This is a genomic window from Amycolatopsis sp. NBC_00348, assembly GCF_036114655.1.
GTDB lineage: Bacteria > Actinomycetota > Actinomycetes > Mycobacteriales > Pseudonocardiaceae > Amycolatopsis.
Map to the genome: position 1 here is coordinate 5,982,545 of NZ_CP107994.1, position 26,460 is coordinate 6,009,004.

General features: G+C 70.7%; 20 protein-coding genes. 10 read left to right on the forward strand and 10 right to left on the reverse strand.

The features are described 5' to 3' along the window. Position 1 precedes the first annotated feature (1 nt). Positions 2 to 1,756 (forward strand): choline/carnitine O-acyltransferase, encoded by a 1,755-nt coding sequence (locus OHS58_RS25760; RefSeq protein WP_328644263.1) that lies wholly within the window; start codon positions 2 to 4, stop codon positions 1,754 to 1,756. On the opposite strand, the gene OHS58_RS25765 is transcribed toward OHS58_RS25760, so the two are convergent. Continuing rightward, positions 1,722 to 2,660 carry an alpha/beta hydrolase gene (locus OHS58_RS25765; protein WP_328644264.1) on the reverse strand — a complete coding sequence of 313 codons (939 nt, stop codon included), beginning with the start codon at positions 2,658 to 2,660 and terminating at the stop codon, positions 1,722 to 1,724. The two genes, OHS58_RS25760 and OHS58_RS25765, sit on opposite strands and share 35 nt — an antisense overlap. Before the next feature lies 1 nt (position 2,661). Beyond that, positions 2,662 to 3,447 carry a class I SAM-dependent methyltransferase gene (locus OHS58_RS25770; RefSeq protein ID WP_328644265.1) on the reverse strand — a complete coding sequence of 262 codons (786 nt, stop codon included), beginning with the start codon at positions 3,445 to 3,447 and terminating at the stop codon, positions 2,662 to 2,664. Positions 3,448 to 3,654: 207 nt separating this feature from the next. Here OHS58_RS25770 and OHS58_RS25775 point away from each other — a divergent pair, with 207 nt between their 5' ends. The 7 genes from OHS58_RS25775 (at position 3,655) to OHS58_RS25805 (ending at position 14,350) form a co-directional block, all read left to right on the forward strand. Next, positions 3,655 to 5,976, forward strand: a complete 2,322-nt coding sequence (locus OHS58_RS25775; RefSeq protein ID WP_328644266.1) for a discoidin domain-containing protein — start codon at positions 3,655 to 3,657, stop codon at positions 5,974 to 5,976. Positions 5,977 to 5,998: 22 nt separating this feature from the next. Beyond that, positions 5,999 to 8,197: a discoidin domain-containing protein gene (locus OHS58_RS25780; protein ID WP_328644267.1), complete on the forward strand. Its 2,199-nt coding sequence runs from the start codon at positions 5,999 to 6,001 to the stop codon at positions 8,195 to 8,197. 88 nt (positions 8,198 to 8,285) lie between these two features. Further along, positions 8,286 to 9,293: a LacI family DNA-binding transcriptional regulator gene (locus OHS58_RS25785; protein ID WP_247055644.1), complete on the forward strand. Its 1,008-nt coding sequence runs from the start codon at positions 8,286 to 8,288 to the stop codon at positions 9,291 to 9,293. 230 nt (positions 9,294 to 9,523) lie between these two features. Further along, complete coding sequence (locus OHS58_RS25790) at positions 9,524 to 10,900, forward strand: ABC transporter substrate-binding protein (RefSeq protein WP_326959131.1); 1,377 nt, start codon at positions 9,524 to 9,526, stop codon at positions 10,898 to 10,900. After that, the gene (locus OHS58_RS25795; RefSeq protein ID WP_247055648.1) at positions 10,878 to 11,852 is read left to right on the forward strand and encodes a carbohydrate ABC transporter permease; all 975 of its coding nucleotides are present in this window, start codon (positions 10,878 to 10,880) and stop codon (positions 11,850 to 11,852) included. Before OHS58_RS25790 ends, OHS58_RS25795 begins: the two co-directional genes overlap by 23 nt. After that, complete coding sequence (locus OHS58_RS25800; protein ID WP_247055650.1) at positions 11,849 to 12,718, forward strand: carbohydrate ABC transporter permease; 870 nt, start codon at positions 11,849 to 11,851, stop codon at positions 12,716 to 12,718. Before OHS58_RS25795 ends, OHS58_RS25800 begins: the two co-directional genes overlap by 4 nt. Positions 12,719 to 12,760: 42 nt before the next feature. Next, complete coding sequence (locus OHS58_RS25805) at positions 12,761 to 14,350, forward strand: glycoside hydrolase family 13 protein (RefSeq protein ID WP_328644268.1); 1,590 nt, start codon at positions 12,761 to 12,763, stop codon at positions 14,348 to 14,350. An 80-nt stretch (positions 14,351 to 14,430) separates the two neighbouring features. Here OHS58_RS25805 and OHS58_RS25810 read toward each other — a convergent pair whose 3' ends face one another. Further along, entirely contained in the window at positions 14,431 to 15,765 is a 1,335-nt protein-coding gene (locus tag OHS58_RS25810; protein WP_328644269.1) for an LVIVD repeat-containing protein, read from the reverse strand. A gap of 95 nt (positions 15,766 to 15,860) precedes the next feature. Here OHS58_RS25810 and OHS58_RS25815 point away from each other — a divergent pair, with 95 nt between their 5' ends. Next, positions 15,861 to 17,291 carry an ABC transporter substrate-binding protein gene (locus OHS58_RS25815; protein ID WP_328644270.1) on the forward strand — a complete coding sequence of 477 codons (1,431 nt, stop codon included), beginning with the start codon at positions 15,861 to 15,863 and terminating at the stop codon, positions 17,289 to 17,291. 216 nt (positions 17,292 to 17,507) lie between these two features. Here OHS58_RS25815 and OHS58_RS25820 read toward each other — a convergent pair whose 3' ends face one another. Then, positions 17,508 to 18,386 carry a LysR family transcriptional regulator gene (locus OHS58_RS25820; protein WP_328644271.1) on the reverse strand — a complete coding sequence of 293 codons (879 nt, stop codon included), beginning with the start codon at positions 18,384 to 18,386 and terminating at the stop codon, positions 17,508 to 17,510. Between the two features lie 71 nt (positions 18,387 to 18,457). Between OHS58_RS25820 and OHS58_RS25825 the strand changes: the two genes are divergently transcribed. Further along, complete coding sequence (locus OHS58_RS25825; protein ID WP_328644272.1) at positions 18,458 to 19,471, forward strand: SDR family oxidoreductase; 1,014 nt, start codon at positions 18,458 to 18,460, stop codon at positions 19,469 to 19,471. On the opposite strand, the gene OHS58_RS25830 is transcribed toward OHS58_RS25825, so the two are convergent. The 6 genes from OHS58_RS25830 to OHS58_RS25855 all read right to left on the reverse strand — a co-directional run bounded on the left by OHS58_RS25830 (position 19,468) and on the right by OHS58_RS25855 (position 26,176). Then, complete coding sequence (locus OHS58_RS25830; RefSeq protein ID WP_328644273.1) at positions 19,468 to 20,202, reverse strand: SDR family oxidoreductase; 735 nt, start codon at positions 20,200 to 20,202, stop codon at positions 19,468 to 19,470. The two genes, OHS58_RS25825 and OHS58_RS25830, sit on opposite strands and share 4 nt — an antisense overlap. Positions 20,203 to 20,260: 58 nt before the next feature. Continuing rightward, complete coding sequence (locus OHS58_RS25835) at positions 20,261 to 22,162, reverse strand: S8 family serine peptidase (protein WP_328644274.1); 1,902 nt, start codon at positions 22,160 to 22,162, stop codon at positions 20,261 to 20,263. Between the two features lie 136 nt (positions 22,163 to 22,298). Then, the gene (locus OHS58_RS25840) at positions 22,299 to 23,201 is read right to left on the reverse strand and encodes an NADP-dependent oxidoreductase (RefSeq protein ID WP_328644275.1); all 903 of its coding nucleotides are present in this window, start codon (positions 23,199 to 23,201) and stop codon (positions 22,299 to 22,301) included. Positions 23,202 to 23,502: 301 nt separating this feature from the next. Further along, positions 23,503 to 24,894, reverse strand: a complete 1,392-nt coding sequence (lpdA, locus tag OHS58_RS25845) for a dihydrolipoyl dehydrogenase (protein WP_326959116.1) — start codon at positions 24,892 to 24,894, stop codon at positions 23,503 to 23,505. A 49-nt stretch (positions 24,895 to 24,943) separates the two neighbouring features. Further along, a complete protein-coding gene (locus OHS58_RS25850) occupies positions 24,944 to 25,708 on the reverse strand; it encodes a lysophospholipid acyltransferase family protein (protein WP_247055674.1) in 765 nt (254 codons plus the stop codon). Positions 25,709 to 25,771: 63 nt separating this feature from the next. Further along, on the reverse strand, positions 25,772 to 26,176 hold the full coding sequence (locus OHS58_RS25855) for a nitroreductase family deazaflavin-dependent oxidoreductase (RefSeq protein ID WP_247055676.1): 405 nt from the start codon (positions 26,174 to 26,176) through the stop codon (positions 25,772 to 25,774). Positions 26,177 to 26,460 lie beyond the last annotated feature (284 nt).

A 26,460-nucleotide genomic window follows, 5' to 3' on the forward strand; every position in this document is an offset into this window, starting at 1 on the left:
AGTGAGCAGTCCGGAATGGTCCCCCCGCACGTTCGGCAACGAGGACCGGCTTCCCCGGGTCCCCGTGCCCGCTCTGGCCGACAGCGGCCGCCGCTTCCTGGAATGGTGCGGTCCGCTGCTGACGCCGGACGAGCTGGCGGAGACCGAAGCGGCGGTCGCGGGCTTCCTCGCGCCCGGCAGCCCGGCCCACGAACTGCAGGCCGCGCTGGAGGAGTACGACCGGTCACCCGGCGTGCACAGCTGGCTGGACACCTTCTGGCCGTACCGCTACCTCGGCCGCCGCGACCGGATCGCGCTCAACGCCAACTTCTTCTTCCTGTTCGCCGAATCGCCGCTGGGCCAGGTGGAACGCGCGGCCGAGCTGACCGCGTCCGCCGTGGACTACAAGCTGCGGCTCGACGACGAACTGGTGCCGCCGGTGCTCGTGCGCGGCACGCCGCAGTCGATGGTGCAGCACAAGTTCCTGTTCTCGGCCACGCGCATCCCGGGCGAGGTGCTGGACAGTGCGCGGACGCCGTACCGCGACGGCTGGGAAGGGCCGTCGCGGGCGCGGCACGTCGTGGTGTTCCACCGGAACACGCCGTTCCGGATGGACGTCGTCGCCGAAGACGGCCGCCCGTACTCCGCCGAGCAGCTCGCCGACGGCCTGCGGGCGATCCTCAAGGACGACCACGCCACGGACGTGCCCGCCGGCCACTTCACCACCAAGGCCCGCGCGGAGTGGGCGGCCAGCCGGCAGGCGCTGCTGGACGCGGGTAACGCCGAGGCGCTCGAGACCATCGAGACGGCGTTGTTCTGCGTCTGCCTGGACGACGTCACGCCTTCGACCACGCTGGAAGCCGCGGACCAGCTGCTGTACGGCGCCAACCGCTGGTACGACAAGGCCGTCTCGCTGATCGTGTTCGAAGACGGTACCGCCGGGATCAACGTCGAGCACTGCGAACTCGACGGCACCACGATCCTCGGCTTCACCGACGCGCTGCTGAGCGGGGAACGGCTGCCGCGTGACGCCGCCGACGGCGTCCCGGGGTTCGAGCCGGTCGAGTTCACGCTGACCGACGCCCTCCGCGAGGACGCCCGCGCCGCCGGGGAGTCCTTCGCGGCGTACGCGGACGCGACGGCCACGCAGACCGTGTCGTTCGACTTCGGCGCCAACCGCGTGAAGGAGCTGGGGATGTCCCCCGACGCATTCGCGCAGATGGCCTACCAGCTCGCGCACAAGCGTGCGAAGGGCCTGGCGGGCGCGACGTACGAGTCGATCGCCACCCGGCAGTTCCGCAACGGCCGGACCGAGGCCATGCGCGTCGTGACGCCGGAGGTCTTCCGGTTCGTCGCCGCGATGGAAGACGGCTCGCCCGAGGAGCAGCGGGAAGCGTTCCGCACGGCGGCCGCGAAGCACGTCTCGCGGGCGAAGGAGTGTCAGGCCGGTGACGCGCCGGAGCAGCACCTGTGGGAGCTGCAGCTGATCGCCAAGCGCCGCGGCGACACGGAGACGCCGGCGCTGTACAGCTCGCCGGGCTGGCTGAAGATGCGCGACGACTACCTGAGCACCAGCTCGGCGCCGTCGGTCAACATCCAGTACTTCGGCTTCGGCTCGACGAGCCCGCAGTGCATCGGCATCGCGTACGTGCTGCTGCCGGACCGCTGGAACCTCTACCTCAGCACGCCGAAGCACGTGTCGTCGGAGATGTACCGCTTCGCCGACGAACTCGCGAAGGCCGTCAGCGAGCTGCAGGAGCTGCTGGCCGGCGGCTGAGCAAGCGGCGCAACCAGCTCAGCCGGGCGGCCCGGGCCGCCCGGCTGAGTGCTGTGTCGGGGGCCAGCGACTCGAACCCGTGGAACCCACCGGGCCACACGTGCAGTTCCGCCTCGCCACCCGCCTGCCAGAGGCGGCTCGCGTAGGTGACCACCTCGTCGCGGAACGTCTCCGCCGTGCCGACGTCCAGGAACGCCGGCGGCAGGCCGGAAAGATCGGTCGCGCGGGCCGGGGCCGCGTAGGCCGGGACGTCGCGAAGGTCTCCCAGGTACGCCGCCCAGCCGACGTTGTTGGCCGTGCGGTCCCACAGGCCGCGGCCGTCGAGGTCGAGCGCCGACGGTGTGTTGTCGCGGTCGTCGAGCATCGGGCAGATCAGCAGCTGCCCGGCGAGCTCCGGCCCGCCGCGGTCGCGGGCGAGCAGGGTCGTGGCCGCCGCCAGCCCGCCACCCGCGCTGACGCCACCGATCACGATCGGACCGGCGAGCCGCCCGGCCGTCCACGACAGACCGGCGTAACAGTCTTCGACCGGCGCCGGGTAGGGGTGCTCGGGCGCGAGCCGGTAACCCGGCGAAACGATGGTGACGCCGAGTTCCCCGGCCCAGCGCAGCACGTTCGGCACGTCCGGGCCGAGGTGGCTGCCGACGATCAGGCCGCCGCCGTGGATGTAGTAGAGGACACCGCGGCTCTCGGGCGGGCGCGCGACCAGCAACGGCACCTCCCCCGCGTGCTCCTCCGCGAACTCGAACCCCGGGTGCGCCGCGGCCAGCTCGTCGACGGTCTGCTCGGCACCGGCGACGAACTCACGGCGCGCGGTGATGTCGTCCGGCGTGCTCAGCGGCGGACGGGCCGCCCGCAGCTGCTCGACGATCGGCGCCAGTTCCGGGTCGAACGGCGGTGGCGGCACGTCAGGCCCCCTCGGGGACCGAGACGACCAGGACGAGCGAGCCGTCGAACGTCGGCTGCTCGCGGAACCGGCCGTAGCGGCGTTCCCACGTGCCGTCGTCGAGGTCGTGGCGCAGTTCCGCGGCGAAGCGGTGGTGCACGCGATCGTCGACGAAGCTCCACGCCGAGCACGACAGCCGCGCGCCCGGATCGAGGAGCCGCTCGGGGCGCGCGTAGTAGGCCTCGTTGAAGCCGTCGGTGCAGTCGATCGGCACCGGGACGCCGATGATCGACGTGTGGCCGCCGAGCCCGTCGGCGATGTCGTCGACCGGCGGGTAGCGCCGCGCCTCGGTCTCGATCACCTCGGGCGCGTAGTCGAGCAGCCAGAACCGCCGCAGCAGCGCGGGATCGCAGGTCAGGATGGCGACCGGGCCGCGGGTGACCCGGCGGACCTCCTTCAGCCCGGTCCACAGGTCGTTCCACTGGTGGACGCTGAACGTGCTCATCGCGCCCTCGAACGCCCGGTCCGGGAACGGCAGCTTCTCGGCGACGGCGTCGATCGCGGGCGGCAGGCCCTCGGGCCGTTGCGCGCGCATCGACGCCGACGGCTCGACCGCCGTCACCTCGCGATCGTGCGGCTCGTAGGCGCCGGCGCCCGCGCCGACGTTGAGGACGGTCCGCGCCTCGCCGAGCGCGTCGAGGACGTACTGCCCGATCCGCGGGTCCGGCACGCGGTAGTCCGTGTACACCCCGCCGATCGCGCCGTAGTCGGCGTCACCGGCGCTTCCGTCGGCACGTCGCTCAATCATGGCTCAAAACTAGCAGCGGCCTGGGGATCCACGACGCCGGTGGCGCTGCTCCGCGCGACGGAAACCGACGTCCGGCATCCGGCGCAGCCGTCAGTTTCTGTCGCAAATTTGCGTAAGTTCGTTCATCTATTGCGTTATCTTGTCCCGGATTCGTATGATCCAGGTCACAAGGGTCCCCACCTGCACTCGACGAGGAGTTGCTGCTCCATGTCTCCCCATCCTGTCTTCAGCGCGCCCCGAAGTGCCCCCGTCCCCCGCCGGCGCGCGAGATTCGGCGCGCTGGCCGCCGCCGTCGCCGCCGCGACCGGCCTGACCGTCATCACCCTGGCCGCGGCCCCCGCGAGTTCGGCACTCGCCGCCGGGCGCGGCGCGACCGTGCCGTTCCTCGAACAGGAGGCCGAGACCGCCGCGACCAACGGCACGGTCATCGGCCCCGACCGCAACTCCGGCACCCTCGCCGGTGAGGCGTCCGGCCGCAAAGCCGTGACGCTGGGCGGTCAAGGCAAGTACGTCGAATTCACGCTCACCGCGCCGGCCAACTCGATCGACTTCCGGTTCAGCCTGCCGGACTCCGGGAACGGCACCGGCACGAGCGGCTCGATCTCGTTGTACGTCAACGGTTCCCACAACCGCGACGTCGCGCTGACGTCGAAGTACGCCTGGTACTACGGCACGTACCCGTTCACCAACACCCCGGGTGACGGCCACGCGCACCACTTCTACGACGAGACCCGCGCGTTGCTGGGCACGAACTACCCGGCAGGCACCAAGATCAAGCTGCAGGTCGACGCGGGCGACGTCACGACCTCGACGATCGACCTGGCCGACTTCGAGCAGGTCGGCGCGGCCGCGGCCAAGCCGGCGAACTCGGTGTCCGTCACCGACTACGGCGCCACCGCGGGCGACACCAGCGACGACGCGGGCGCGTTCGACGCCGCCGTCGCCGCGGCGAAGAGCCAGGGCAAGGAGGTCTGGATCCCGTCCGGGACCTTCACCCTCGGCCACCACATCACCGTCGACCAGGTGACGATCCGCGGCGCCGGCCCGTGGTACTCCGTGCTGACCGGTCCGCGCGCCGGCATCTTCGGCAAGGGTGAACCGGCCAGCTGCGGGACGTCGACGTACCCCGGCAACAGCGCCGTCCCGGGCACGAGCAGCGCGGTCAAGCTGTACGACTTCGCGATCATCGGCCAGGTCGACGCCCGCGTCGACTGCGACCAGTCCAACGCCATCGGCGGCGCCCTGGGCGGCGGCTCGGTCGTGCAGAACCTGTGGCTGCAGCACACGAAGGTCGGGCTGTGGCTCGACGGGCCGTTCGACGGGCTCACCGTGTCCGGCAACCGGATCCTCGACCAGACCGCCGACGGGCTGAACCTGCACCAGGGCATCAGCAACGTCACCGTGACGAACAACTTCCTGCGCAACACCGGCGACGACGGCCTGGCCATGTGGTCCGAGCACGACGCCGACCACAACAACACGTTCTCCTTCAACACCGTGCTGCTACCGATCCTCGCCAACAACATCGCGATCTACGGCGGGCGCGACAACACGGTGTCCGACAACGTCGTGGCCGACACCCAGGACCAGGGCGGCGGCATCCACATCGCCAACCGGTTCAGCGCGGTGCCCCTCGCCGGGACGACGACCGTCGCGCGCAACACCGCCATCCGCACCGGTGTGCTCGACTCGAACTGGCAGTTCGGCGTCGGCGCCCTGTGGTTCGACGGCCGCGACGGCGCCATCACCGGCCGCGTCGACGTCACCGACCTCGACCTGCTGGACAACAACTACGAGGCCATCCAGTTCATCGACAGCCAGACCACGGACGTGCACTTCACGAACGTCAAGATCACCGGAGCGGGCACGTTCGCCTGGCAGCTGCAGGCCAAGCCGACCGGCACGGTGAAGAACGTCGTCGCGACCGGGATCGGCCGCGCGGGCGTCTACAACTGCATGGGCCCGGACGCGCTGACCGGGCTCGTCGACCAGGGCGGCAACTCCGGCTGGAGCACGACGTTCTGCGGCTCGTGGCCGACGCCGGTGTACGGCTCGGACAACGGCGGCACGACCACGCCGACGACCCCGACCACACCCACGACCCCGCCGACCACCACCACGACGACGACCCCGCCGACCGGGAACCTGGCGCTGCACAAGGCGATCAGCGCGTCGGCGTCGCAGGGCGGTTTCCCGCCGGGCAACGCGGTCGACGGCGACGCGAACTCGTACTGGGAGAGCGCGAACAACGCGTTCCCGCAGACGCTGACCGTCGACTTCGGCGCCACGGTTTCGGTGTCGCGGCTGGTGCTGAAGCTGCCGCCGCCGTCCGCGTGGGGCACCCGCACGCAGACGATCGCGGTCGACGGCGTCAAGGCCGCGGCGGGTTACACCTTCAACCCGGCGACCGGCAACACCGCGACGATCACCTTCCCGGCGACGTCCGTGCGCACCCTGCGGCTGACCTTCACCGGCAACACCGGCTGGCCGGCGGGACAGCTGTCCGAACTCGAAGCCTATTCGTCCTGACACGAGCAGAAAGGTGACGACGATGTCCCCATCACCACGGCGCCGCGCGGCGCTGCTGGCCGCGGCCCTCGCCGCGTCCGGCCTGACCGTGCTGGTCACCGGCGCGGCCACCCCGGCCGCGGCGGCGACCTGCCCGACGACGGCGTCCGGCGGCGCGAGCGTGCCGTTCCGGACGGTCGAGGCCGAGTGCTCGGCGACCAACGGCGCGGCCGTCGGCCCCGACTACACGCAGGCCAGCATCGCTTCGGAGGCGTCCGGACGCCAAGCCGTCCGGATCGGGTCCGGCCAGTACGTCGAGTTCACGCTGCCGGCGGCAGCCAACTCGATCAACGTCCACTACAACATCCCGGACGGCTCGTCCGGGCGGCTCTCGGTGTACGTCGGCGGCACCAAGCTCGGCAGCGGGCTGTCCGTGACGTCGCGGTACTCCTATGTGGACACCGGCTTCATCACGGGCTCGAAGACGCACCACTTCTTCGACGACGCCCGGCTGCTCTTCGGCCAGAACGCGGCCCAGGGCACGAAGGTCCGCGTCCAGGCCGACTCCGGTGACGTCGGCCAGGCGACCATCGACCTGGCCGACTTCGAGCAGGTCGGCGGCGCGGGCGCGAAACCGGCCAACGCCCTGTCCGTGACGGACTACGGCGCGACGGCGAACGACTCCTCCGACGACACCCAGGCGTTCCGCAACGGCCTGTCGGCGGCGCGGTCGCAGGGCAAGGAGCTGTTCGTGCCGTCCGGCCGGTTCGAGATCGGGTCGGCGCTGCAGATCGACCAGACCACCGTCCGGGGCGCCGGGCCGTGGTACACCGTGTTGCACGGCAACAACATCTTCAACAACGGCGGCGCGTCCGGGAACATCAAGCTGTACGACTTCGCGGTGTTCGGCGACGTGACCGAGCGCAACGACGGCAGCCCGGACAACGCGTTCCACGGCGTTCTCGGCAACGGCTCGGTCGTGAGCGGCCTGTGGATCCAGAACACCAAGTGCGGGCTGTGGCTGATGAGCGGCGCGTCCTCGAACCTCACCATCGAGAACAACCGCATCCAGGACACGCAGGCCGACGGCGTCAACTTCGACGGCGCCGTCACGAACTCGGCGTTGCGCAACAACTACCTGCGCAACAACGGCGACGACGGCCTCGCGCTCTGGTCCAACGGCCAGGCCGACTCGGGCAACACGATCGCGAACAACACCGTCGTGCAGCCCAACCTGGCCAACGGCATCGCGCTCTACGGCGGGTCGGACAACACCGTCAGCGGCAACCTGGTGCAGGACACCAACGCGCTCGGCGGCGGCTACCTGGTGGCGAACCGGTTCAACTCGGTACCGCTCGGCGGCACGGTGACGCTGTCGAACAACACCGCGCTGCGGGCCGGGGCGCTCGACCCGAACTGGCAGTTCGGTGTCGGCGCGCTGTGGTTCGACGCGCGTGACCAGGCGATCACCGGCGTGACGATCCGCGTCACCGGGTTCACCGCGATCCAGAGCCCGTACGAGGCGATCCAGTTCATCGACGGCAACGGCGCCGGCAAGCAGATCCAGGGCGTCACGATCGACGGCGTCTCGGTGCAGGGCGTGGGCACGTTCGTGGCGCAGTCGCAGACGCAGGGGTCAGTGTCGATCAGCAACCTGAGCGCGTCCGGCGTCGGCGTCACCGGCACGTACAACTGCCCGTACCCGTCGTCGATCCCGAAGATGACGTTCGGCGGCTCGGGCAACAGCGGCTGGACCGGCACGTGGAGCGACTGCTCGACCTGGCCGGCACCGAACTCCGGCCCGCAGCAGCCGCCGCAGTCGGGCAGCAACATCGCGCGGGGCAAGGCGATCAGCTCGTCGTCGTCCCAGGGCGGGTTCCCGCCGGGCAACGCCAACGACGGCAACGCGGACTCGTACTGGGAGAGCGCGAACAACGCGTTCCCGCAGACGCTGACCGTGGACTTGGGCGCGGCGGCGTCGATCAACAAGGTGACGCTCAAGCTGCCGCCGTCGTCGGCGTGGGGTGCGCGCACCCAGACGGTGACGGTCTCGGGCAGCACGGACGGCGGCTCGTACACGACGCTGGTCGGCTCGCGCGGCTACGCGTTCGACCCGGCGTCGGGCAACACGGCGTCGGCGTCGTTCACGGCGACGTCGCAGCGCTTCGTGCGGCTGACGTTCACCGGCAACACCGGCTGGCCCGCCGGTCAGGTGTCCGAGTTCGAGGTGGCGGCTTCGTAACTCCGGACTGACGACAAGCCCGTCCCGGCTCCTGACACCGGGACGGGCTTGTCTTACTTTTGCGCGCAGTTGCTGTAAAGTTTCACTCATGACGCGTCGTCTTGCCGAAGTCGCCCGCCAGGTCGGGGTCAGTGAAGCCACGGTCAGCCGGGTGCTCAACGGGCGGTCGGGGGTGTCCGCCAGCACCCGCGCCGCCGTGCTCACCGCGCTCGACGTGATGGGTTACGAGCGGCCCACCCAGCTGCGCGGGGAGCGCGCCCGCCTGGTCGGGCTCGTGCTCCCCGAACTGCAGAACCCGATTTTCCCGGCGCTGGCCGAGATCATGGGCAACGCGCTCGCGCAGCAGGGCTTCACCCCCGTCCTTTGTACCCGGACGGCGGGCGGGGTGTCGGAGGCGGAGTACGTGGAGCTGCTCCTGCAGCAGCAGGTGTCGGGCGTGGTGTTCGCCGGCGGGCTCTACGCGCAGTCCGACGCGGTGCACTCGCACTACCACCACCTGGTCGAGCGGCGGCTCCCGACGGTGCTGATCAACGCGGCCGTCGACCACCTCGGGCTGCCCCAGGTGTCGTGCGATGACGCCGTCGCCGTCGAGCAGGTCGTCGGGCACCTCAGCTCGCTCGGGCACGAGAAGATCGGGCTGGTGCTCGGGCCGACCGACCACGTGCCGTCGAAGCGCAAGCTGGAGGCGTTCCAGGCGTACGCGGCGAAGCTCGGCCTGCCGGTGCTCGACGAGCTGGTCGAGCACGGGATGTTCTCCATCGAAGGCGGCCACGCGGCGGCGGCCCGGCTCTACCCGCGCGGCGCGACCGCGGTGTTGTGCGCGAGCGACCTGCTGGCCCTGGGCGCGGTCCGCGCGGCCCGCCGGCAGGGCCTGTCGGTGCCCGACGACGTCTCGGTGGTCGGCTACGACGACTCGGCCCTGATGAACTGCACCGACCCGCCCCTGACGACCACCCGCCAGCCGATCGAGGCGATGGGCCGCGCGGTGGTCGAGCTGCTGGTCAAGCGCATCAACGGCGGCGAGGTGGCGGCCGAGGAGCTGCTGTTCGCGCCGGAACTCGTGGTGCGCGGCTCGACGGCCCGCCGCATCGCCTGACCCCGCGTCACCCCCAGGCGCGACGGCTTCCGGGCCGTCGCGCCTTTTCGCGCGCCCGGGACACGCTGGAGCGTTCGGCGGTACCCATTCCACCCGCTTCTCTTCGCCAGCACGTTCGCGTCCTGTTCGTAACTTGCAAAGTCTCGTCGTCTTATTGCGTCGATCCGGTCTCACACTTTAGAGTGACCGCAATCACGTGACAGCCGTCGCGACCCGAGAAGAGGCTTGAGATGAGCAGTCCCTGGTCCCGATCCTTGCCCCGCCGGATGTTCTGCCTGCTGGCCGCAGGTGGCCTCGCACTGGGGGTGGCCGCCTGCGGTGACGACGGCAACGCCGCCGCGCCCGGGGGCAAGGTGAAGATCACGGTCACCGGCCAGCCGCCCACCAGCCAGCCGTTCGAGCGCGGCGTCTTCGACGCCGACGTCAAGGAGTTCGAGGCATCCCACCCGAACATCCAGATCGAGCCCCACGAGGGGTTCATGGACCCGAAGACGTTCTCCGCGAAGCTCGCCGGCGGCCAGCTCGAAGACGTCTACTACGTCTACTTCACCGACCCGGCGCAGATCATCACGCGGCATCAAGCCGCGGACATCACGGAAGCGTCGAAGAGCGTCCCGCACATCGGCGACATCAAGCCGGAACTGCTGGACAACTTCCGTGACGCGAGCGGCAAGCTCTACGGCCTGCCGACGATGAACTACACGATGGGCCTGGTCTACAGCCGCCCGCTGTTCCAGAAGGCCGGGCTCGACCCGAACAAGCCGCCGACGACCTGGGACGAGGTCCGCGACGACGCGAAGAAGATCGCCGCGCTGGGCAACGGCACCGTCGGGTACGCCGACTACAGCAAGAACAACCAGGGTGGCTGGCACATGACCAGCTGGCTGTACTCGATGGGCGGCGACATCGCCCGCAAGGACGGCGACAAGTGGGTCGCCGACTTCGACAACGAGAAGGGCAAGCAGGCCCTGCAGTACCTGCACGACATGCGCTGGACCGACAACTCCATGGGCGCCAAGCAGCTGCTGGAAGCCACGGACGTGCAGCGGATGATGGGCGCCGGCCAGCTCGGCATGTACATGGCCGCGCCGGACAACATCCCGGTGCTGGTCAAGCAGTTCAACGGCAAGTACGAGGACTACGGCGTCGCGGGCATGCCCGGCGGGCAGGGCACCCTGCTCGGCGGCGAAGGCTACATGCTGAACCCGAAGGCGTCGCCGGAGAAGATCAAGGCCGGCCTCGAGTGGATCCAGTGGAAGTACCTCAACCCGGACCGCTTCGAGAAGCACATCCAGCAGTACGTCGACGGCAAGCAGCCGGTCGGCCTGCCCGCCGAGCCGACCCCGGACGTCTGGCAGGGCGCGGTGCGTGACCAGCAGCTGGCCCTGAAGGCCAAGTTCGCCAACGTCCCGGCCACGAACTACCAGTCCTACGTGGACACGACCAGCAAGATCAAGGGCAGCATCGAGCCGCCCAACGCGCAACAGGTGTACGCCGCCCTCGACAGCGTCATGCAGGCGGTGCTCACGGACCAGAACGCGAACATCGACCAGCAGCTGTCGTCCGCTTCGTCGAAGGTCAACAGTGTCCTCGCCCAGGTCAAGTAGCCTCCTCGCCTGGCCCGCGACGTCTTCGTCGCGGGCCAGGCGCCCGGCCGCCTCCCCGGCCGAGCGCCGCCGCGTCCGGCTGCGCCGCAAGCTGAAGGAGAACCTCACCGCGTACGGCCTGCTCTGCGCCGCACTCCTGGTGTTCGCGATGTTCTCCTGGTACCCGATCGTGCGGGGCGTGCTGCTGAGCTTTCAGCAGGTCGACTTCGTCAACGCGCCGACGTGGGTCGGGTTCGACAACTTCAGCCGCCTGTTCGACGACCCGCTGTTCGGCGTCGCCTGGCGCAACACGCTCCTGTTCACCGGGCTCGCGCTGGTCTTCGGGTTCGCCGTCCCGTTCCTCACCGCGGTGCTGCTCAACGAGATCCGGCACGCCAAGGCGTTCTTCCGGCTCGCGGTGTACCTGCCGGTGATGCTGCCGCCGGTCGTCACCGCGCTGATGTGGAAGTGGTTCTACGACCCGGGTCCCGGCCTGTTCAACTCCGCGCTCGGCGCGGTGGGCCTGCCCGGCGGGCAGTGGCTCGATTCCTCCACCACCGCGATGCTGTCGCTGGTCTTCGTCTCCACCTGGGCCAACATGGGCAGCACCACGCTGATCTACCTGGCCGCGCTCGGCACAATCCCCGGCGAGCTGTACGAAGCCGCGGAGCTCGACGGCGCCGGGATGTGGCAGCGGCTGCGGCACGTCACGTTCCCGCAGACCCGGTTCGTGCTGCTGGTGCTCCTGCTGCTGCAGATCGTCGCGACGATGCAGGTGTTCACCGAGCCGTACGTGATGACCGGCGGCGGGCCGGACGACTCGACGGTCACCGTGCTCCTGCTGCTCTACCGGTACGCCTTCGTCTACAACGACTTCGGCTCGGCGAGTGCGATGAGCCTGCTGCTGTTCATCGCGCTGGGCGTGTTCTCGGCGTGGTACGTCCGGCTGACGCGGAAGGCGGACCAGTCATGAGGACCCTCGTCTCCCCCGGCGCGTTGCGCAGCCGGCGCGGCAAGGCCGTCTACGCCGTGATCTTCGCCTGCACGCTCGCGGTGTTCATCCTGGCGTTCATGTTCCCGCTGTACTGGGTGATCACCGGGGCGATGAAGTCACCGCAGGAGCTGGCGCAGACGCCGGCGACGCTCATCCCGCGCGACTGGCACCCGGAGACGTTCGGCGAGGCGTGGGACCAGCTGAGCCTGGGCAAGTACTTCCTCAACACGCTGATCGTCGCCGGCGGCGCGTGGCTGGCGCAGCTGGCCATCGACGTGCCGGCCGCGTTCGCGCTGTCGAAGCTGCGCCCGAAGTTCGGCAACGTCGTGCTGGGCCTGATGCTGGCGACGCTGATGCTGCCGGCCACGGCCCTGCTGGTGCCGACGTACGTGACGGTGACGGACCTGCCGCTGCTGCACCTCAACCTGATCAACTCGCCGACCGCGGTCTGGCTGCCCGCGGCGGCGAACGCGTTCAACATCTACCTGCTGAAGCGGTTCTTCGACCAGATCCCGGACGAGCTGATCGAAGCGGCGCGCATCGACGGCGCCGGGCCGGTGCGCACGCTCTGGCGGATCATCCTGCCGATCTCGCGGCCGATCCTGGCCGTGGTGTCGATCCTCGCGGTGGTCACCGCGTGGAAGGACTTCATCTGGCCGCTGCTGGTGTTCCCGGACACCGAAAAGCAGACCCTCTCGGTGATGCTGCAACGGGTGGCGATCGACATGCCGCTCAACGTGCTCGTCGCCGGGATGGTGCTGGCCAGCCTGCCGATGGTGGCGCTGTTCCTGGCGTTCCAGCGGCAGATCCTCGCCGGGCTGACCGCCGGCGCCGTCAAGGGCTGAAGCCGCGCCCGGGGTTTCCACGACTACTAGGAGGGCACTTCCGTGACCGACAAGACCGGCTGGTGGCGTAGCGCGGCGATCTACCAGGTCTACATCCGCAGCTTCGCGGACGGCAACGGCGACGGCATCGGCGACCTCGCCGGCGTCCGTTCGCGCCTGGACCACCTGGCCGAGCTGGGGATCGACGCGATCTGGTTCACCCCCTGGTACCCCTCGCCGATGGACGACGGCGGTTACGACGTCGCCGACTTCCGCGACATCGAGCCGCTGTTCGGCACGCTCGCCGAAGCGGAGGAGCTGCTCGCCGAGGCCCACGCCCGGAACATCCGGGTGATCATCGACATCGTGCCCAACCACTGCTCGGACGAGCACCGGTGGTTCCAGGCCGCGCTCGCCGCGGGCCCGGGTTCGCCGGAGCGGCAGCGGTTCTGGTTCCGGCCCGGCCGCGGCCCGGACGGCGCCGAGCCGCCCAACAACTGGAAGTCGCGCTTCGGCGGGCCCGCGTGGACGCGCGTGCCGGACGGCGAGTGGTTCCTGCACCTCTACAGCTCGCGCCAGCCGGACTTCAACTGGGAAAACCCGGACATCCGCCAGGAGTTCGAGGACGTGCTGCGGTTCTGGTTCGACCGCGGGGTCGACGGCTTCCGCATCGACGTCGCCGACGGGCTGGTCAAGGACCCGCGGCTGCCGGACGTCGAAGACGGCGACGAGACGCCGTTCTCCGACATGGAGGGCCTGCACGAGATCTACCGGTCGTGGCGCAAGATCGCCGACAGCTACGCGGGCGAGCGCGTGCTGGTCGGCGAGATGTGGCTGCCGGACATGTCCCGGGCGGCACGCTACCTGCGCCGCGACGAGCTGCACTCGGCGTTCAACTTCGACTTCCTGGTCTGCCCGTGGGACGCCGCGCGCTTCCACGACGTCATCACCCGCACGATCCGGGCGCACGACGAGGTCGGCGCGCCGGCCGCGTGGGTGCTGTCGAACCACGACGTCACCCGGCACGTCACGCGCTACGGCCGGCAGGGCGACACCGGGTTCAGCTTCGCGAACCGGCTGCACGAGCTGCCGGTGGACCGGGAGCTGGGCACCCGCCGGGCTCGCGCGGCGGCGCTGCTGACACTCGCGCTGCCGGGCGGGTTGTACGTCTACCAGGGCGAGGAGCTGGGGCTCTGGGAGATCCGCGACATCCCCGACGACCTGCGCCAGGACCCGGTGTGGGCCCGCACGAACGGCACCGACCCGGGCCGCGACGGCTGCCGCGTCCCGATCCCGTGGTCGGGTTCCGAGCCGCCGTTCGGCTTCGGTGCCGGGGACGCGTGGCTCCCGCAGCCCGCGGAGTGGTCGACGTTCACGGCGGCCGCCGAGGCCGCGGACCCGACGTCGATGCTGAGCCTCTACCGCGACGGCCTGCGCATCCGGGAAGAGCAGGCGGCCCTCGGCGCGGGCACGCTGGAGTGGCTGTCGCTGGGTGACGGCGTGCTGGCGTTCACGCGCGAGCCGGGCTTCACGTTCGCGCTGAACTTCTCGGCGTCACCGGTACCCCTGCCGGCGGGCGAAGTCCTGCTGGCGAGCGGCCCGGTGGAAGGCTCCCTGCCGACCGACACCGCGGTCTGGCTCCGCACCTCCTGAAAGCCGTGAAGGCCTCCTTCCCGGCTCTTATGGCCGGTAAGGAGGCCTTCACGGACTTTCGGTGGCCTGCTTCGGTTGGGCTACTTGGTCAGCTGCAGCACGTCCACACCGCGCGCGTTGTCCGCGACGTAGACGTACTTCCCGTGCCAGTACGGCGCCCACGCGCTCGCGTCCGCCGGGCGGTAGTACGCGATCTGCCGCGGGTTCGTCGGGTCGCTCACGTCCAGGAACCGCGTGCCCTGCGAGTAGAACGACTGCACGAGGACCTTGCCGCGGACGTCGAAGTAGTGCGCGGAGCAGTCGTCGGACGCCGGGTCGCTGCCCTCCTGGCCGTTGACGCCCCAGGTGCCGACGCTCTGCAGCCGGAAGGGCTGCTCGGGCGTCGAACGCCAGCCTTCGCCGTGGTAGGAACCGGCCAGCGACGAGATCGTGAGCACGCCGTCGCCCGCGCAGCCGTCGACGAAGTTCTCCTCCGTCGCGTAGATCAGGTCCTGGCCGCGCCAGGCGCCGTCGCCGACCCGGTGCCCGGCCGGGTGGAAGCTGTTGTGCATGAACCGCGACGGCGCCGCCGTCTCGGCGATGCCGCCACCGGCGTACGGGATCGGCTCGTGCGCCGTCGCGCGGCGGAGCTTGTTCGTCAGCGGGTCGCGGTGCACGCCGCTGGTCCAGTAGCCGCGCACGCCGCCGCGGCCGGACACCCAGGCCACGCCGTTGTCGTCCACCTGGACGTCGTGCACGTAGTCGGTCTTGCCGTCGTTGCGGGCCAGCTCGATCGGCTGGGGGTCCACCTTCGGGTGCTTCGGGTCGCGGATGTCGGTGACCCAGATCGGCCGCCCGCCCCACTCCGCCGGCTGGTCGGCGGCCTTCGACGGGCCACCCGTCCACAGGTAGCGGCAGCCGTCGACGCAGCTGGTGGTGTGCCCGGCGGGCGCCTGCACGTAGCTGATGATCTGCGGCGCTTCGGGCCTGGCGACGTCGACGACGTAGATGCCGGACTCGCCGGTCTGCGTGGTGCCGCCGAACGCGCGCGGGTCCCGGGACAGGAACACCAGCTTGCGGACCGGGTCGACCTCGGTGTCCTCGGTCTCCCACAGCCCCGGCAGGCTGACCTGCCCGACCAGCTTGGGCGCGGCCGGGTTCTTCGTCAGGTCGTAGACCTTCAAGCCGAACTCGCCGGAGACGACCATGACGTCGCGGCGGCCGTAGTCGAGGAAGTTGATCGAGATGGCGCCGGCGGCGTCGGGCACGTTGCCGACGGACTTGACGTTCTTGATCGCCCCCGGATCACCCGCCGTCCGCGTGGCCGGGACCGCGGGTTTGTCGTCCTCGCCGCAGGCGGCGGCCGGCAACCCGGTCGCGACCAGCGTGGCACTGACGGTGACGGCGGCGAAGCACGACCGTAGCCAGGTGCGCACAAAACCTCCCAAAGGGCGTGATCACCCGAACCGTACGACGGAGATCAACCGGACACAACCGCCTTTGGTTGCCTTCCGACTGGTAGGACTGGCCCATGCGCTTGCTCGCCTTGCTGGCCGTCCTGGCCCTCGCCGTCACGGGGTGCTCCGACCCCGCCCCGGCCCCCGGCGTCCTGTCCGTCGGCCTCCGGGAGCCCGCGACGCTGCTGCCGGCCGACCTCTCCGACCAGGCGGGCCGGCTGGTGACCGCCGCGCTGTGGACCCCGCTCGCCGACTACGACGCGGCGACCGGCAAGGTGACGCCGCGCGCGGCCGAGTCGATCGAGAGCACCGACCGGGTGCACTGGACGGTGCGGCTGCGGCCCGCGACGTTCCACGACGGCACCCCGGTCACCGCGCAGTCCTATGTGGACACCTGGCGGGCGATCGCCGCCGAACACTGGGTGGCTTCGCCGGTGCTCACGAAGCTGTTGCGCGCCCAGGAGATCAAGGCGTCGGGACTCGTCCTCACCCTGACGCTCGACCGCCCGTCCGGCCAGGTCCCGGCGTTGCTGTCGGCACCGGGCCTGGTGCCGCTGCCCGCGTCGGTGCTCGCCTCCCACGACTGGAACGGCTTCGCGAAGGCGCCGGTCGGCAACGGTCCGTACCGGCTCGACGGGCCGTGGCGGCCCGGCTCGGGCGGGACGCTGAAGCGCGTCGGCGAAGGCGGCACCGCGACGATCGAGCTGCGCGTCGGCGAGCCGGCCGCCCAGTACGACGCGGTCAAGGCGGGCACCCTCGACCTGGCGACTGAGGTCCCCGGCGAGAAGCACGACGCCATGCACGAGTTCGGCGACCGGCACGCGACGTGGGCGCTGCCGCAGGCCGGTTACCTCGCGTTCCCGGTGACCGACCAGAAGTTCACCGACGCGACGGTCCGCCACGGCTTCGCACTGGGCGTCGACCGCGCGGCCCTGGAGTCCGGCCCGCTGGCCCACCAGGTCGACCCGGCGAAAGCCCTGCTGCCCCCGGCGGACGCGCCGGGCGAGCGCACGGGCACGTGCCGCCCGTGCAGCTTCGACGCGGCGGCCGGCAAGGCACTGCTGAAGCAGACGGCCTTCCCGGGCGGCGCGACCGTCTACTTCGGACCAGGCGCCGAAGGGTGGACGCGCACCCTGGTGGTCGGCCTGCACAAGGCGCTGGACGTCTCGGTGACGGCGCAGGCTCGCCCCGCGGGCCCGCTCGACGGACCGTCCACACTGGACATCAAGCTGGCGACACCGAGCCCGTACGAGCTGCTGTCGGCCCTGGCCGAGGCGTCGGGCTACACGGACGAGGTCTTCCGCCAGAACCTCACCCTCGCCGACACCGCGGCCACGACCGACGAGGCGGGCCAGCTGTACCGGCTCGCGGAGAACCAGCTGCTACGCGACCTCCCGGTGGCCCCACTGTGGTCGGGCCACGGCCACGCCGTCTGGAGCAACCGCATCCACAACCTCACGACGGCACCATTCACCGGCCCGGCACTGGCCGCGATCACGACATAGGCTGCGTACGGGTACGCCTGCCACGCAACACTTTCTCTCTGCTGCTCGCGCACGGGAAGCCCATCGCGAACAGACGAACCGCGGCAGCTCGTGGGAAGCCGCGCGAGACGATTCGCCGCGCTCCCGCAAGAGGATGAATGCTTGGCTCCTCTCGGCCTGCCTTGTCGGAGCGATTGTTCTCGTCCTGATCCTGATCCGCGTCTTCGCTTGAGTCGGTCAGACCGTCGCGTGCGCGACCAGGGTCTCGATGAACGCCGCCGTCAGCGGATCCGGCGCCGCCCGGGTGTACGCGGCAAGCGTCCGCCGCACCGGCACGGCCGGCCGCAGCACCCGGCCGTCGAACCGCGCCGGGAGGACGTTCGCCGGGACCAGTGCGGGGCCGAGGCCCGCCGCCGCGAGGATCGGGGCGGCCGCCGTCTGCTCGGTGCGGACCGCCGCGCGCGGGCGGAACCCCGCCGCCGCGCAGGCCGCGTCGACCAGCTCGGCCAGGCCGTTGCCCGGCGCGTAGTGCACCCACGCGCAGCCGGCGAGCGTGGCCAGGTCGACCACCCCGGCCGGGTCGTCCTCCGCAGCGCCGTCGGCGGGCAGCACGACGACGAACTCCTCGACCCCCAGCGGCCGCACCGGCCCCGGCCAGTCCGACGGCACCGGCCCGAGCGCGACGTCGGCCTCGCCCGCGGCCATCGCGTCCCGCAGCTCGTCGGCGTGCCGGAACTCGATCAGCCGGACGTCGACGTCGGGCCGGTCGCGCCGCCACACGCGCAACGCGGGCGGCAGCACGCCGAGGCTCACCGAGTACACCGTCGCGACCTGCAGTTCTCCCGCCGTCGTGCCGGACGCGAGCCGCGCGGCGCAGCGGGCTCGTTCGGCGTCGGCCAGTGCCGCCCGCGCGTGCGGCAGCATCGCCCGGCCCATCGGCGTGAGCCGGACGGCGCGCGGCAGCCGTTCGAGCAGCGGCCCGCCGAGGCCCTGCTCCAGGGCCCGCATCTGGTGCGACAACGCGGGCTGCGTCACGTGCAGCTGCTCCGCCGCGCGCGTGAACGACCCGGTGTCGACCACCGTGACCAGGTACTCGAGCTGCCGGAGACTCGTCATGACCACAGCTTATCGCTGGCCTGAAAACTAAGCCTTGGACTTATCTCACGCGCCGGACCAGCCTGGATGTCATGGAAACGAAGACAGCCCTGGTCGCGGGGGCCAACGGGATCATCGGCCGGAACCTGATCGAGCACCTGCGGGCGGCCGGCGGTTGGGACGTCGTCGGCCTGTCGCGACGCGGCGGCCCCGGAAACGTCGCCGTCGACCTGCTCGACCCGGCCGACACCCGGGCGAAGGTCGGCGAGCTGACCAGTACGACCCACCTGTTCTACGCCGCCTACCAGGACAAACCGACGTGGGCCGAGCTGGTCGCGCCGAACGTGGCGATGCTGACCAACCTCGTCGACGCCCTGGCGCCGGCCGCCCTCGAACACGTCAGCCTGATGCAGGGCTACAAGGTCTACGGCGCGCACCTCGGCCCGTTCAAGACGCCGGCCCGCGAGTCCGACGCCGGGCACATGCCGCCCGAGTTCAACGTCGACCAGCAGCAGGTCCTGGAGCGGCGGCAGGGGCCGTGGACGTGGTCGGCGATCCGGCCGTCGGTCGTCGGCGGCACCGCGCTGGGCAACCCGATGAACCTCGCGCTGGTGATCGCGGTCTACGCGTCGATCTCGAAGGAACTCGGCCTGCCGCTGCGGTTCCCGGGCAAGCCCGGCGCCTACGACAGCCTCCTGGAGATGACGGACGCGGACCTCCTGGCCGGCGCGACGGTCTGGGCGACCGGGCAGCGCGGCGCGTTCAACATCGCGAACGGCGACCTGTTCCGCTGGCGCGAGCTCTGGCCGAAGCTGGCCGCCTACTTCGACCTCGACGTCGCGCCCCCGCTGCGGATGTCACTGTCCGACGTGATGGCCGACAAGGGTCCACTGTGGACGTCGATGGCGGCGAAGCACGGCCTCACGGCGTCCTACGCGGACGTCTCGGCCTCCTGGGCGTTCGGCGACTTCGTGTTCGGCTGGGACTACGACGTGTTCGCCGACACGTCGAAGGCGCGCCGCGCGGGCTTCCACACCTACGTCGAGACGGAGCAGATGTTCTACCGGCTCTTCGACGAGTTCCGCAAAGCCCGGGTGATCCCCTAACCGCGGCCGATGAACGGCATGGTCGTCGCGGTGATCGTCAGGAACTGGACGTTCGTGTCGAGCGGCAGCCCGGCCATGTAGACGACCGCGTCGGCGACGTGCCGGACGTCGAACGTCGGCTCCGCGACGATCCGGCCGTCGGCCTGCGGGATGCCGGCGGCCATCCGCTCGGTCATCTCGGTGGCGGCGTTGCCGATGTCGATCTGCCCGCAGGCGACGTTCCAGGCCCGGCCGTCGAGCGAGATCGACCTGGTCAGGCCGGTGACGGCGTGCTTGGTGGCGGTGTAGGCGACGCTCGCGGGCCGCGGCACGTGCGCGGAGATCGAGCCGTTGTTGACGATCCGGCCGCCGCGCGGGTCCTGCTCCTTCATCAGCAGCACGGCCTGCTGGGCGCAGAGGAACATCCCGGTGAGGTTGACGTCGACGGTGCGCTTCCAGTCCGCGACAGACAAGTCGGCGACGGTGCCGGCCGCGCCGATCCCGGCGTTGTTGACCAGCAGGTCGAGCCGTCCCCAGCGGTCGCGGACGGCGTTGAAGAGGGCCTTGACGGAGTCCTCGTCGGCGACGTCGGTGGGCACGACGAGCGCGGTTTCGCGCCCTTCCGCCGTCTCGGCCAGCGCGTCGGCCCGCCGCCCGGCGAGCGCGACCTCGAAGCCCTCGTCGAGCAGCGCTCGCGCCACCGCCCGCCCGATGCCCGATCCGGCCCCGGTCACCACCGCCGTCTTCACCATGCCGCCGACCCTAAACGAACGGGCCCGGCGAGTGCCGGGCCCGTTCGCGAAGGAAGAACTACTTCGGCTGGACCCCGAGCGCGGCGAGCGCCGGGCCCGTCATGATCAGGCCGTTGCCGGTCACCGTGTCGAACCCGGGCGTGCCCAGGTCGATCGCGCTCGACACCAGCGCGCTGCGGATCTGCGCCGGGGTCGCCGTCGGCTTGCCCGAGAGCAGCAGCGCCGCGATGGCCGCCGCGTGCGGGGCCGCCGCCGACGTCCCGAAGAACGGCTGGAAGCCCGTCACCGAGGTCGAGACGCCGTCGGCCGCCGTGATGTCCGGCTTGGTGCGCGTCGTGCCGCCGGTCGAGGACACGTTGCCCGCGGTGATCGCGGTGCCGTCGGCGTTGTAGAACAGGTGCCGCTTGCCGTCGGAGGAGAACCGCTCCCACTTGCTCGACGCGGTGAACACGCCGGGGTACGGGCCGGCCGGGTTCGCCGGGTCACCGGTCTCCAGCGGCCGGGTGAACGCGCCCGCCGCCGGGGCCGCCGCCACGCTGAACGCGCTCGCCGCGGCCGAGTGGCCGTTCGTGACACCGTTGGTGCTGAACGCCTTGAGCGAGCCCGAGGCGACGAACCGGCCGCGGATCACGTTGAGCGCGATGAAGCGGTCGGCGCCGCTGTACTTGACCACGGCGACCTTGTAGCCGGAGCCGGTGGCCGGCACGTTCGCGATCTCGTACGGGTTCTGCGAGCCGGACTGGCCGTTCTCGCTGGAGGCCACGACGCTGCCCGCGGAGTTCAGGATGAACAGGTCGTAGTCGTTGGCGGAGCGACCCCACGGGTCCGACCAGAACAGCGTCACCGGCTTGCCGAGCGAGCCCGCCGAAAGCGCGTCGAAGTTCTGCGTGGTGGTGCTGGGGTCGAAGTCGTGCGGGGTGCCGGTGACGCCGCTGATCTTCGTCGAGGACGCGCGGAAGTCGCCCTCGTAGTAGCCGCTGGTGCCGTCGGTCGCGTTGCCCGAGTTGCCGGCCGAGGAGAAGTAGAGGACGCCGGCCGCGGTGACGTCGTTGACGGCCTGCGCGACCTGGGTGTCCTGGAACGGCGACTCGTCGAAGTAGGAGACGTCGTCGACGATGATCTGGCAGTGGCTCGTGGTGCGCAGCGCGCGGATGTTCGCGGCGAAGCTCGCTTCGCTGGTGAACGCCGTCGCGAAGCCGAGGGTGGCGTTGGGCGCGAGGTCGTGGACGATTTCGAGCATCGCGGTGCCCTCGTCGCCGCTGCCCTTCTGGCCGGACAGGACTTCGACGGTCGGCAGCTCGCCGGCCGTCTGCGACTTCGCCAGCGAGTCGACGCCGTCGGAGAGCACGCAGACCTTCACGCCGGAGCCGCTGACGCCGTAGGTGGTGCGGGCGGTGTCGGTGCCGTGCGCTTTGTCCCCTTCGGACACCTGGGTCGCGGCCGGGGCCTTCGCGGCGAGTGCCTGGCGCAGGTCGCGGTTGCCCGGCTCGCTCCAGGTCGTGGCTTGGGCGGCGGGCTTGACCTCGGTGACGTCGGCGCGGCCGGAGATCGCGTCCAAAGCGGACAGCGGCAGCTCGGCGCGGACGGCGTCCGGCGCGGCGTAGCGGACGGTGCCACCCGCCGCCTTGACGGCGTTCGCGACGGCCTGGTCGCGGGTGGCGATGTCGACCGAGACGGTGCCGGCGCCACTCACGCCGACGCCGGAGCGGTATTCCGGCAGCTTCGCGGCCAGGGAATGGTCGGCACGCAACCGCTTCTCGACGACCAGTTGGCTCGATTGCTTGCGCTCGGCCGGGGTCAGGCTCTTCTTGATGCTCTGCAGCGCGCTGATGCCCGCCTCGGTGCGCGCGGTCGCGGCGTCCACCGTGGACGGCTGGGCCACGGCGACCCCCGTCGACAACAGCAAGGCGCCGACCGTCAGTGGAACCGCGTGCGCGGCGACCCGGCTGAATCTCACCATCGATTTCTCCCTGTGGTACTCGGCCGCTCGACCGAATGACACCCGACCGGGTGTAATGGGGAGAATCTAAGGAGTGACCGATCACCGGTCCAGCGACCAAAGTCGGGAACGTCCAGCCGTCCACATCGTGGAACGATCAAGGAAACGTGAGAACAATTTTTCCCCGGCCGTGCCCGGTCTCGATTTCACGGTGGGCCGCGGCGGCCTCGGTGAACGGGTAAGCGCGGCGCACGAGGAAGCGCAAGTCGCCCTTCGCGTACAGCGCGGCCAGCTCGGCGAGACGCGCGGCAGAGCGTCCGGACTTCGAGACGAGCACGCCGAGCCCCGCCGCTTTCCCGTGCTCGACGAGCGTCAGGATCCGGTCGCGCCGCTTCACCAGTTCGAGGGACAAGTCGAGCGCGGGCCCACCGGCCCCGTCGAGCACGACGTCGATGCCCTGTGACGCGGCGGCCTCGATGCGCGCCTTGAGCCCGTCGCCGTAGACGACGGCGGTCGCACCCAGCTCACGGACGTAGTCCTGGTTGGCCGCACTCGCCGTCCCGACCACCGTGGCGCCCTTGAGCCGCGCGAGCTGCACAGCCGCGGTCCCGACAGCCCCGGCGGCGCCGTGCACGAGCAGCGTCTCGCCTTCCTGGACCTGCAACGCTTCCAGGGCGATCGACGCGGTCTGCGTCCCCGCGGTGAACCCGCCGGCCACCTCCCACGGCATCTCCGGCGGCTTCGGCGTGACGTCGGAAGCGGGCACGACGATGAACTCGGCGGCGGCCTGGACCGCGGTGAACCCGAGCACCTCGGTGCCCACCGCCATGTCGGAATCGCTTTCATCGACGATCCCGGCGAACTCGTTCCCGGGCACCCGCGGCCAGGTGAGCTTGAGACCCGGCGGCTCCCACCCGGCTCGCACGGCGGCGTCGTAGGGCTGCACACCGGCGGCTTTCACGCGCACCCTGACCTGCCCGGGCCCCGCGTGCGGCTCGGGCAGATCGAGGACCCTCAGCACCTCGGGCCCACCGAACTCGGTGAAGGCTGCGGCTTTCATGATTCCCTCCAGGTTGTCGGCCCTCAGCTTGATACTTCGAGCTACCTGGAGGTCAAGACGTTCACACGGTCTGCGTCACGAACCCGGCGGCGAGATGCCGACCTGTCCGCCCGAGACCTTTCACCCGATCGAGGATTTCGTTGTGCCGCAACAGTTTCCGAGGCCGATCGAGGTCCGCCACCCCTCGCCCCCACCGAAACTGTCGGTGCCCGTTCGTAGCGTGCGGGACATGGCTCAGACCCGGACCACCGAGACCCCCGTCCGCCCCGACCCGCGACCGCGGCCCAGGGCAGGCGGCGACCTACATGTTGATCATGTGCCCCGCGAGGCCGTGCAAGGCTTCCTTCACCGCTTCACCCAGCGTCGGGTGCGCGTGCACGTTGCGCGAAACCTCGTGCACCGTCAGGTCCCATTGCTGCGCCAGCGTCAGCTCCGGCAGCAGCTCCGTGACGTCCGGCCCGATGAGGTGACCGCCGATCAGCTCGCCGTACTTCGCGTCGCTGATCAGCTTGACGAACCCACCCGCGTCACCGAGGCCCTGCGCCTTGCCGTTCGCGGTGAAGGGAAACTTCGCCACCTTGACGTCGTAGCCCTTCTCGCGCGCCTGCTCTTCGGTCCACCCGAAGCTCGCGATCTGCGGCTGGCAGTACGTCGCGCGCGGGATCATCGGGAAGTCGAGCTCCATCGTCTCGGCGCCCGCGATCGTCTCCGCCGCCACCACGCCCATCGACTCGGACGCGTGCGCCAGCATCAGCTTCGCCGTCACGTCGCCGATCGCGAAGATGTGGTCGACGTTCGTGCGCCCTCGGCCGTCGATGGCGATGGCGCCGCGGTCGGTCAGGGCGACGCCCGTCTTGTCCAGGCCGTAACCCTCGACCCGCGGCTGGAAGCCGATCGCCTGCAGGACCTTGTCCGCTTCGAGGACCTGCTTGCCGTCCTTCTCCGACGACACCGTCACGTGCACCGACGCGTCCGACTCGTCGATCGACTCGACCCGGGTCGAGGTCAGCACCTTGATGCCGAGCTTGCGGTACCGCTTGGCCAGCTCCGCCGACACCTCGGCGTCCTCCAGCGGGACCATCCGGTCGAGGAACTCGACGATCGTGACGTCGACCCCGTAGTTGTGCAGCACGTAGGCGAACTCGACGCCGATCGCGCCGGCCCCGGCGATGATGATGCTCGACGGCAGCTCGCTGGAGAGGATCTGCTCTTCGTAGGTCACGACCCGCGAGCTGCGCGAGGTGCCCGGCAGCAGCTTCGTCGTCGCGCCCGTCGCGATGACGCAGTGGTCGAAGGTCACCTGCGAGCCGTTCACCTCGAGGGTGTGGTCGTCGACGAACGTGCCGTGCCCGTCGAACTCGGTGATCTTGTTCTTCTTCATCAGGAAGTGCACGCCCTTGACGCGCCCGTCCGCGACCTTGCGGCTCCGCTCGTAGGCGGCCGTGTAGTCGACGCGGATCGGGCTGTCGGACGAGATGCCGAACGCCTTCGCCTCCTGCGTCACCACGTGCGCCAGTTCGGCGTTGCGCAGCAACGCCTTCGACGGGATGCACCCGACGTTCAGGCAGACCCCACCCCAGTACTTCTCCTCGACCACGGCGGCGCTCAGCCCCAGCTGGGACGCCCGGATCGCCGCGACGTAGCCACCTACCCCGGCTCCCAGCACGACGACATCGAAGTGTTGTGCACTCATGCTTCCGAAACTACCCTTCGGCGCCCCGCCCGGCGGGGTGACCCGGGCCTCAGGCGGCGACCGGCGGGCGCTCGCCGCGCAGCGTCGCGAGCAGGTCGGTCACCGCCGCCATGATGCGGGCCGTCGCCTCCTCGAGCACCGCGCGGGTCAGCTCGCGGCCGGCGAGGTCGGACAGGTCGACCGGCGGCCCGGCGACCAGCTCGACGGTCTTGCGCGGCAGGCCGCGGGGGAACCACGCGGTGGCCGGCAGCAGGCGGTGCGTCCCCCAGTTGGCCACCGGGATCACCGGCGCGCCGGTCTCCAGCGCGATCCGGGCGACGCCGGTCTTGCCGCGCATCGGCCAGCCGGCGGGGTCCTTCGAGAACGTCGCCTCCGGGAAGATCGCGACGCACTCGCCGGCCTTCACGGACGCGACGGCGTCGCGGAAGGCCTCGGACGCCGTCGCGGCGCCGCGGTAGACCGGGATGTGCCGCCCGGAACGCATCACCGAACGGACCACCGGGAGGTTCCACAGGGAGGCTTTGGCCAGGTACCGCGGCACGCGGCCGGCGGCGAGGCAGAACGCGGTCAGCGTCGTCGGGTCGGCGAACGACAGGTGGTTGGAGGCCACCAGCACCCCGCCGGTCTTCGGGATGTTCCCCGAGCCCCGCACCCGGAACCGGGTGGTCTGGACGAGGAACTGCCAGACCACCTCGATCGCGAAGCTGTACCAGGCGCCCCGGCCGGCGCGGGCGAAGCGCCGGCCGTAGGCGATCATCTGGCGTCGGGTGAGCAGCTCACCCTCGAGGTCGAGGGCGGTCCAGCGGTCGGTCATGGACGTAATTCGTAGCCGACGACCGGCCGGATCGCCCCGGTCACGCCCGGAACGCGGCGCAGATCACAGCCGCTCGAGCACCACGACGGGGATCTCGCGGTCGGTCTTCTTCGCGTACTCGTTGTAGTCCGGCCAGACGGCGGCGAGCGCGTCCCACAGCTTCGCGCGCTCCTCGCCGGAGGCCGTGCGGGCGCGGGCCCGGTACTTGTCGGCCTTCACCTGGACGCCGACCTCGGGGTGCTCGAGGAGGTTGAAGTACCAGCCGGGGTGGTTCGGCGCGCCGCCCTTGGAGGCGACGATCACCGCGTCGCCCTCCACCTCCTGGTAGATGAGGGCGAACTTCCGCTCCTGGCCGGTCTTGCGGCCGGTGGTGGTCAGCACCAGTGCCGGGACGCCGTCCCGCCACTCGTGCCCGACCTCTCCATCGGTCTCCTCGTAGCGGCGGACGTGCTCGTCACCGAACAGCATGCGGTGTTCCTCTCGTGATCTTCGGGGCGTGGCGAACTCACCACGTCGTGGTTCTCCTGGTGTCCAACACCCGGCCCGCCGTCGATCTTCCCCGGAGCCGCGTCACTCGATCGGGGTAAATTCCGACCGGCGTCGAGGCTGTGACCACCACCCGGACCACCTGGGCGAACCGGAGCGGGCTTACCCTCTCGGTTCCCGCACTCCTCCCCAGTAGATTGCGTTCCCGTCGCCCCGGTCCGGCAGCACGCCGCCGGCACCGCCCCGGCCGACGAGCAGGGTATGCG

What these genes read in the sequence shown, in the direction of transcription:
- OHS58_RS25835 (WP_328644274.1), bottom strand. Translation starts at nt 22,162, where the DNA reads ATGGTGAGATTCAGCCGGGTCGCCGCGCACGCGGTTCCACTGACGGTC.
- OHS58_RS25815 (WP_328644270.1), top strand. Translation starts at nt 15,861, where the DNA reads ATGCGCTTGCTCGCCTTGCTGGCCGTCCTGGCCCTCGCCGTCACGGGG.
- OHS58_RS25850 (WP_247055674.1), bottom strand. Translation starts at nt 25,708, where the DNA reads ATGACCGACCGCTGGACCGCCCTCGACCTCGAGGGTGAGCTGCTCACC.
- OHS58_RS25780 (WP_328644267.1), top strand. Translation starts at nt 5,999, where the DNA reads ATGTCCCCATCACCACGGCGCCGCGCGGCGCTGCTGGCCGCGGCCCTC.
- OHS58_RS25800 (WP_247055650.1), top strand. Translation starts at nt 11,849, where the DNA reads ATGAGGACCCTCGTCTCCCCCGGCGCGTTGCGCAGCCGGCGCGGCAAG.
- OHS58_RS25820 (WP_328644271.1), bottom strand. Translation starts at nt 18,386, where the DNA reads ATGACGAGTCTCCGGCAGCTCGAGTACCTGGTCACGGTGGTCGACACC.
- OHS58_RS25790 (WP_326959131.1), top strand. Translation starts at nt 9,524, where the DNA reads ATGAGCAGTCCCTGGTCCCGATCCTTGCCCCGCCGGATGTTCTGCCTG.
- OHS58_RS25785 (WP_247055644.1), top strand. Translation starts at nt 8,286, where the DNA reads ATGACGCGTCGTCTTGCCGAAGTCGCCCGCCAGGTCGGGGTCAGTGAA.
- OHS58_RS25825 (WP_328644272.1), top strand. Translation starts at nt 18,458, where the DNA reads ATGGAAACGAAGACAGCCCTGGTCGCGGGGGCCAACGGGATCATCGGC.
- OHS58_RS25775 (WP_328644266.1), top strand. Translation starts at nt 3,655, where the DNA reads ATGTCTCCCCATCCTGTCTTCAGCGCGCCCCGAAGTGCCCCCGTCCCC.
- OHS58_RS25840 (WP_328644275.1), bottom strand. Translation starts at nt 23,201, where the DNA reads ATGAAAGCCGCAGCCTTCACCGAGTTCGGTGGGCCCGAGGTGCTGAGG.
- lpdA (WP_326959116.1), bottom strand. Translation starts at nt 24,894, where the DNA reads ATGAGTGCACAACACTTCGATGTCGTCGTGCTGGGAGCCGGGGTAGGT.
- OHS58_RS25855 (WP_247055676.1), bottom strand. Translation starts at nt 26,176, where the DNA reads ATGCTGTTCGGTGACGAGCACGTCCGCCGCTACGAGGAGACCGATGGA.
- OHS58_RS25830 (WP_328644273.1), bottom strand. Translation starts at nt 20,202, where the DNA reads ATGGTGAAGACGGCGGTGGTGACCGGGGCCGGATCGGGCATCGGGCGG.
- OHS58_RS25770 (WP_328644265.1), bottom strand. Translation starts at nt 3,447, where the DNA reads ATGATTGAGCGACGTGCCGACGGAAGCGCCGGTGACGCCGACTACGGC.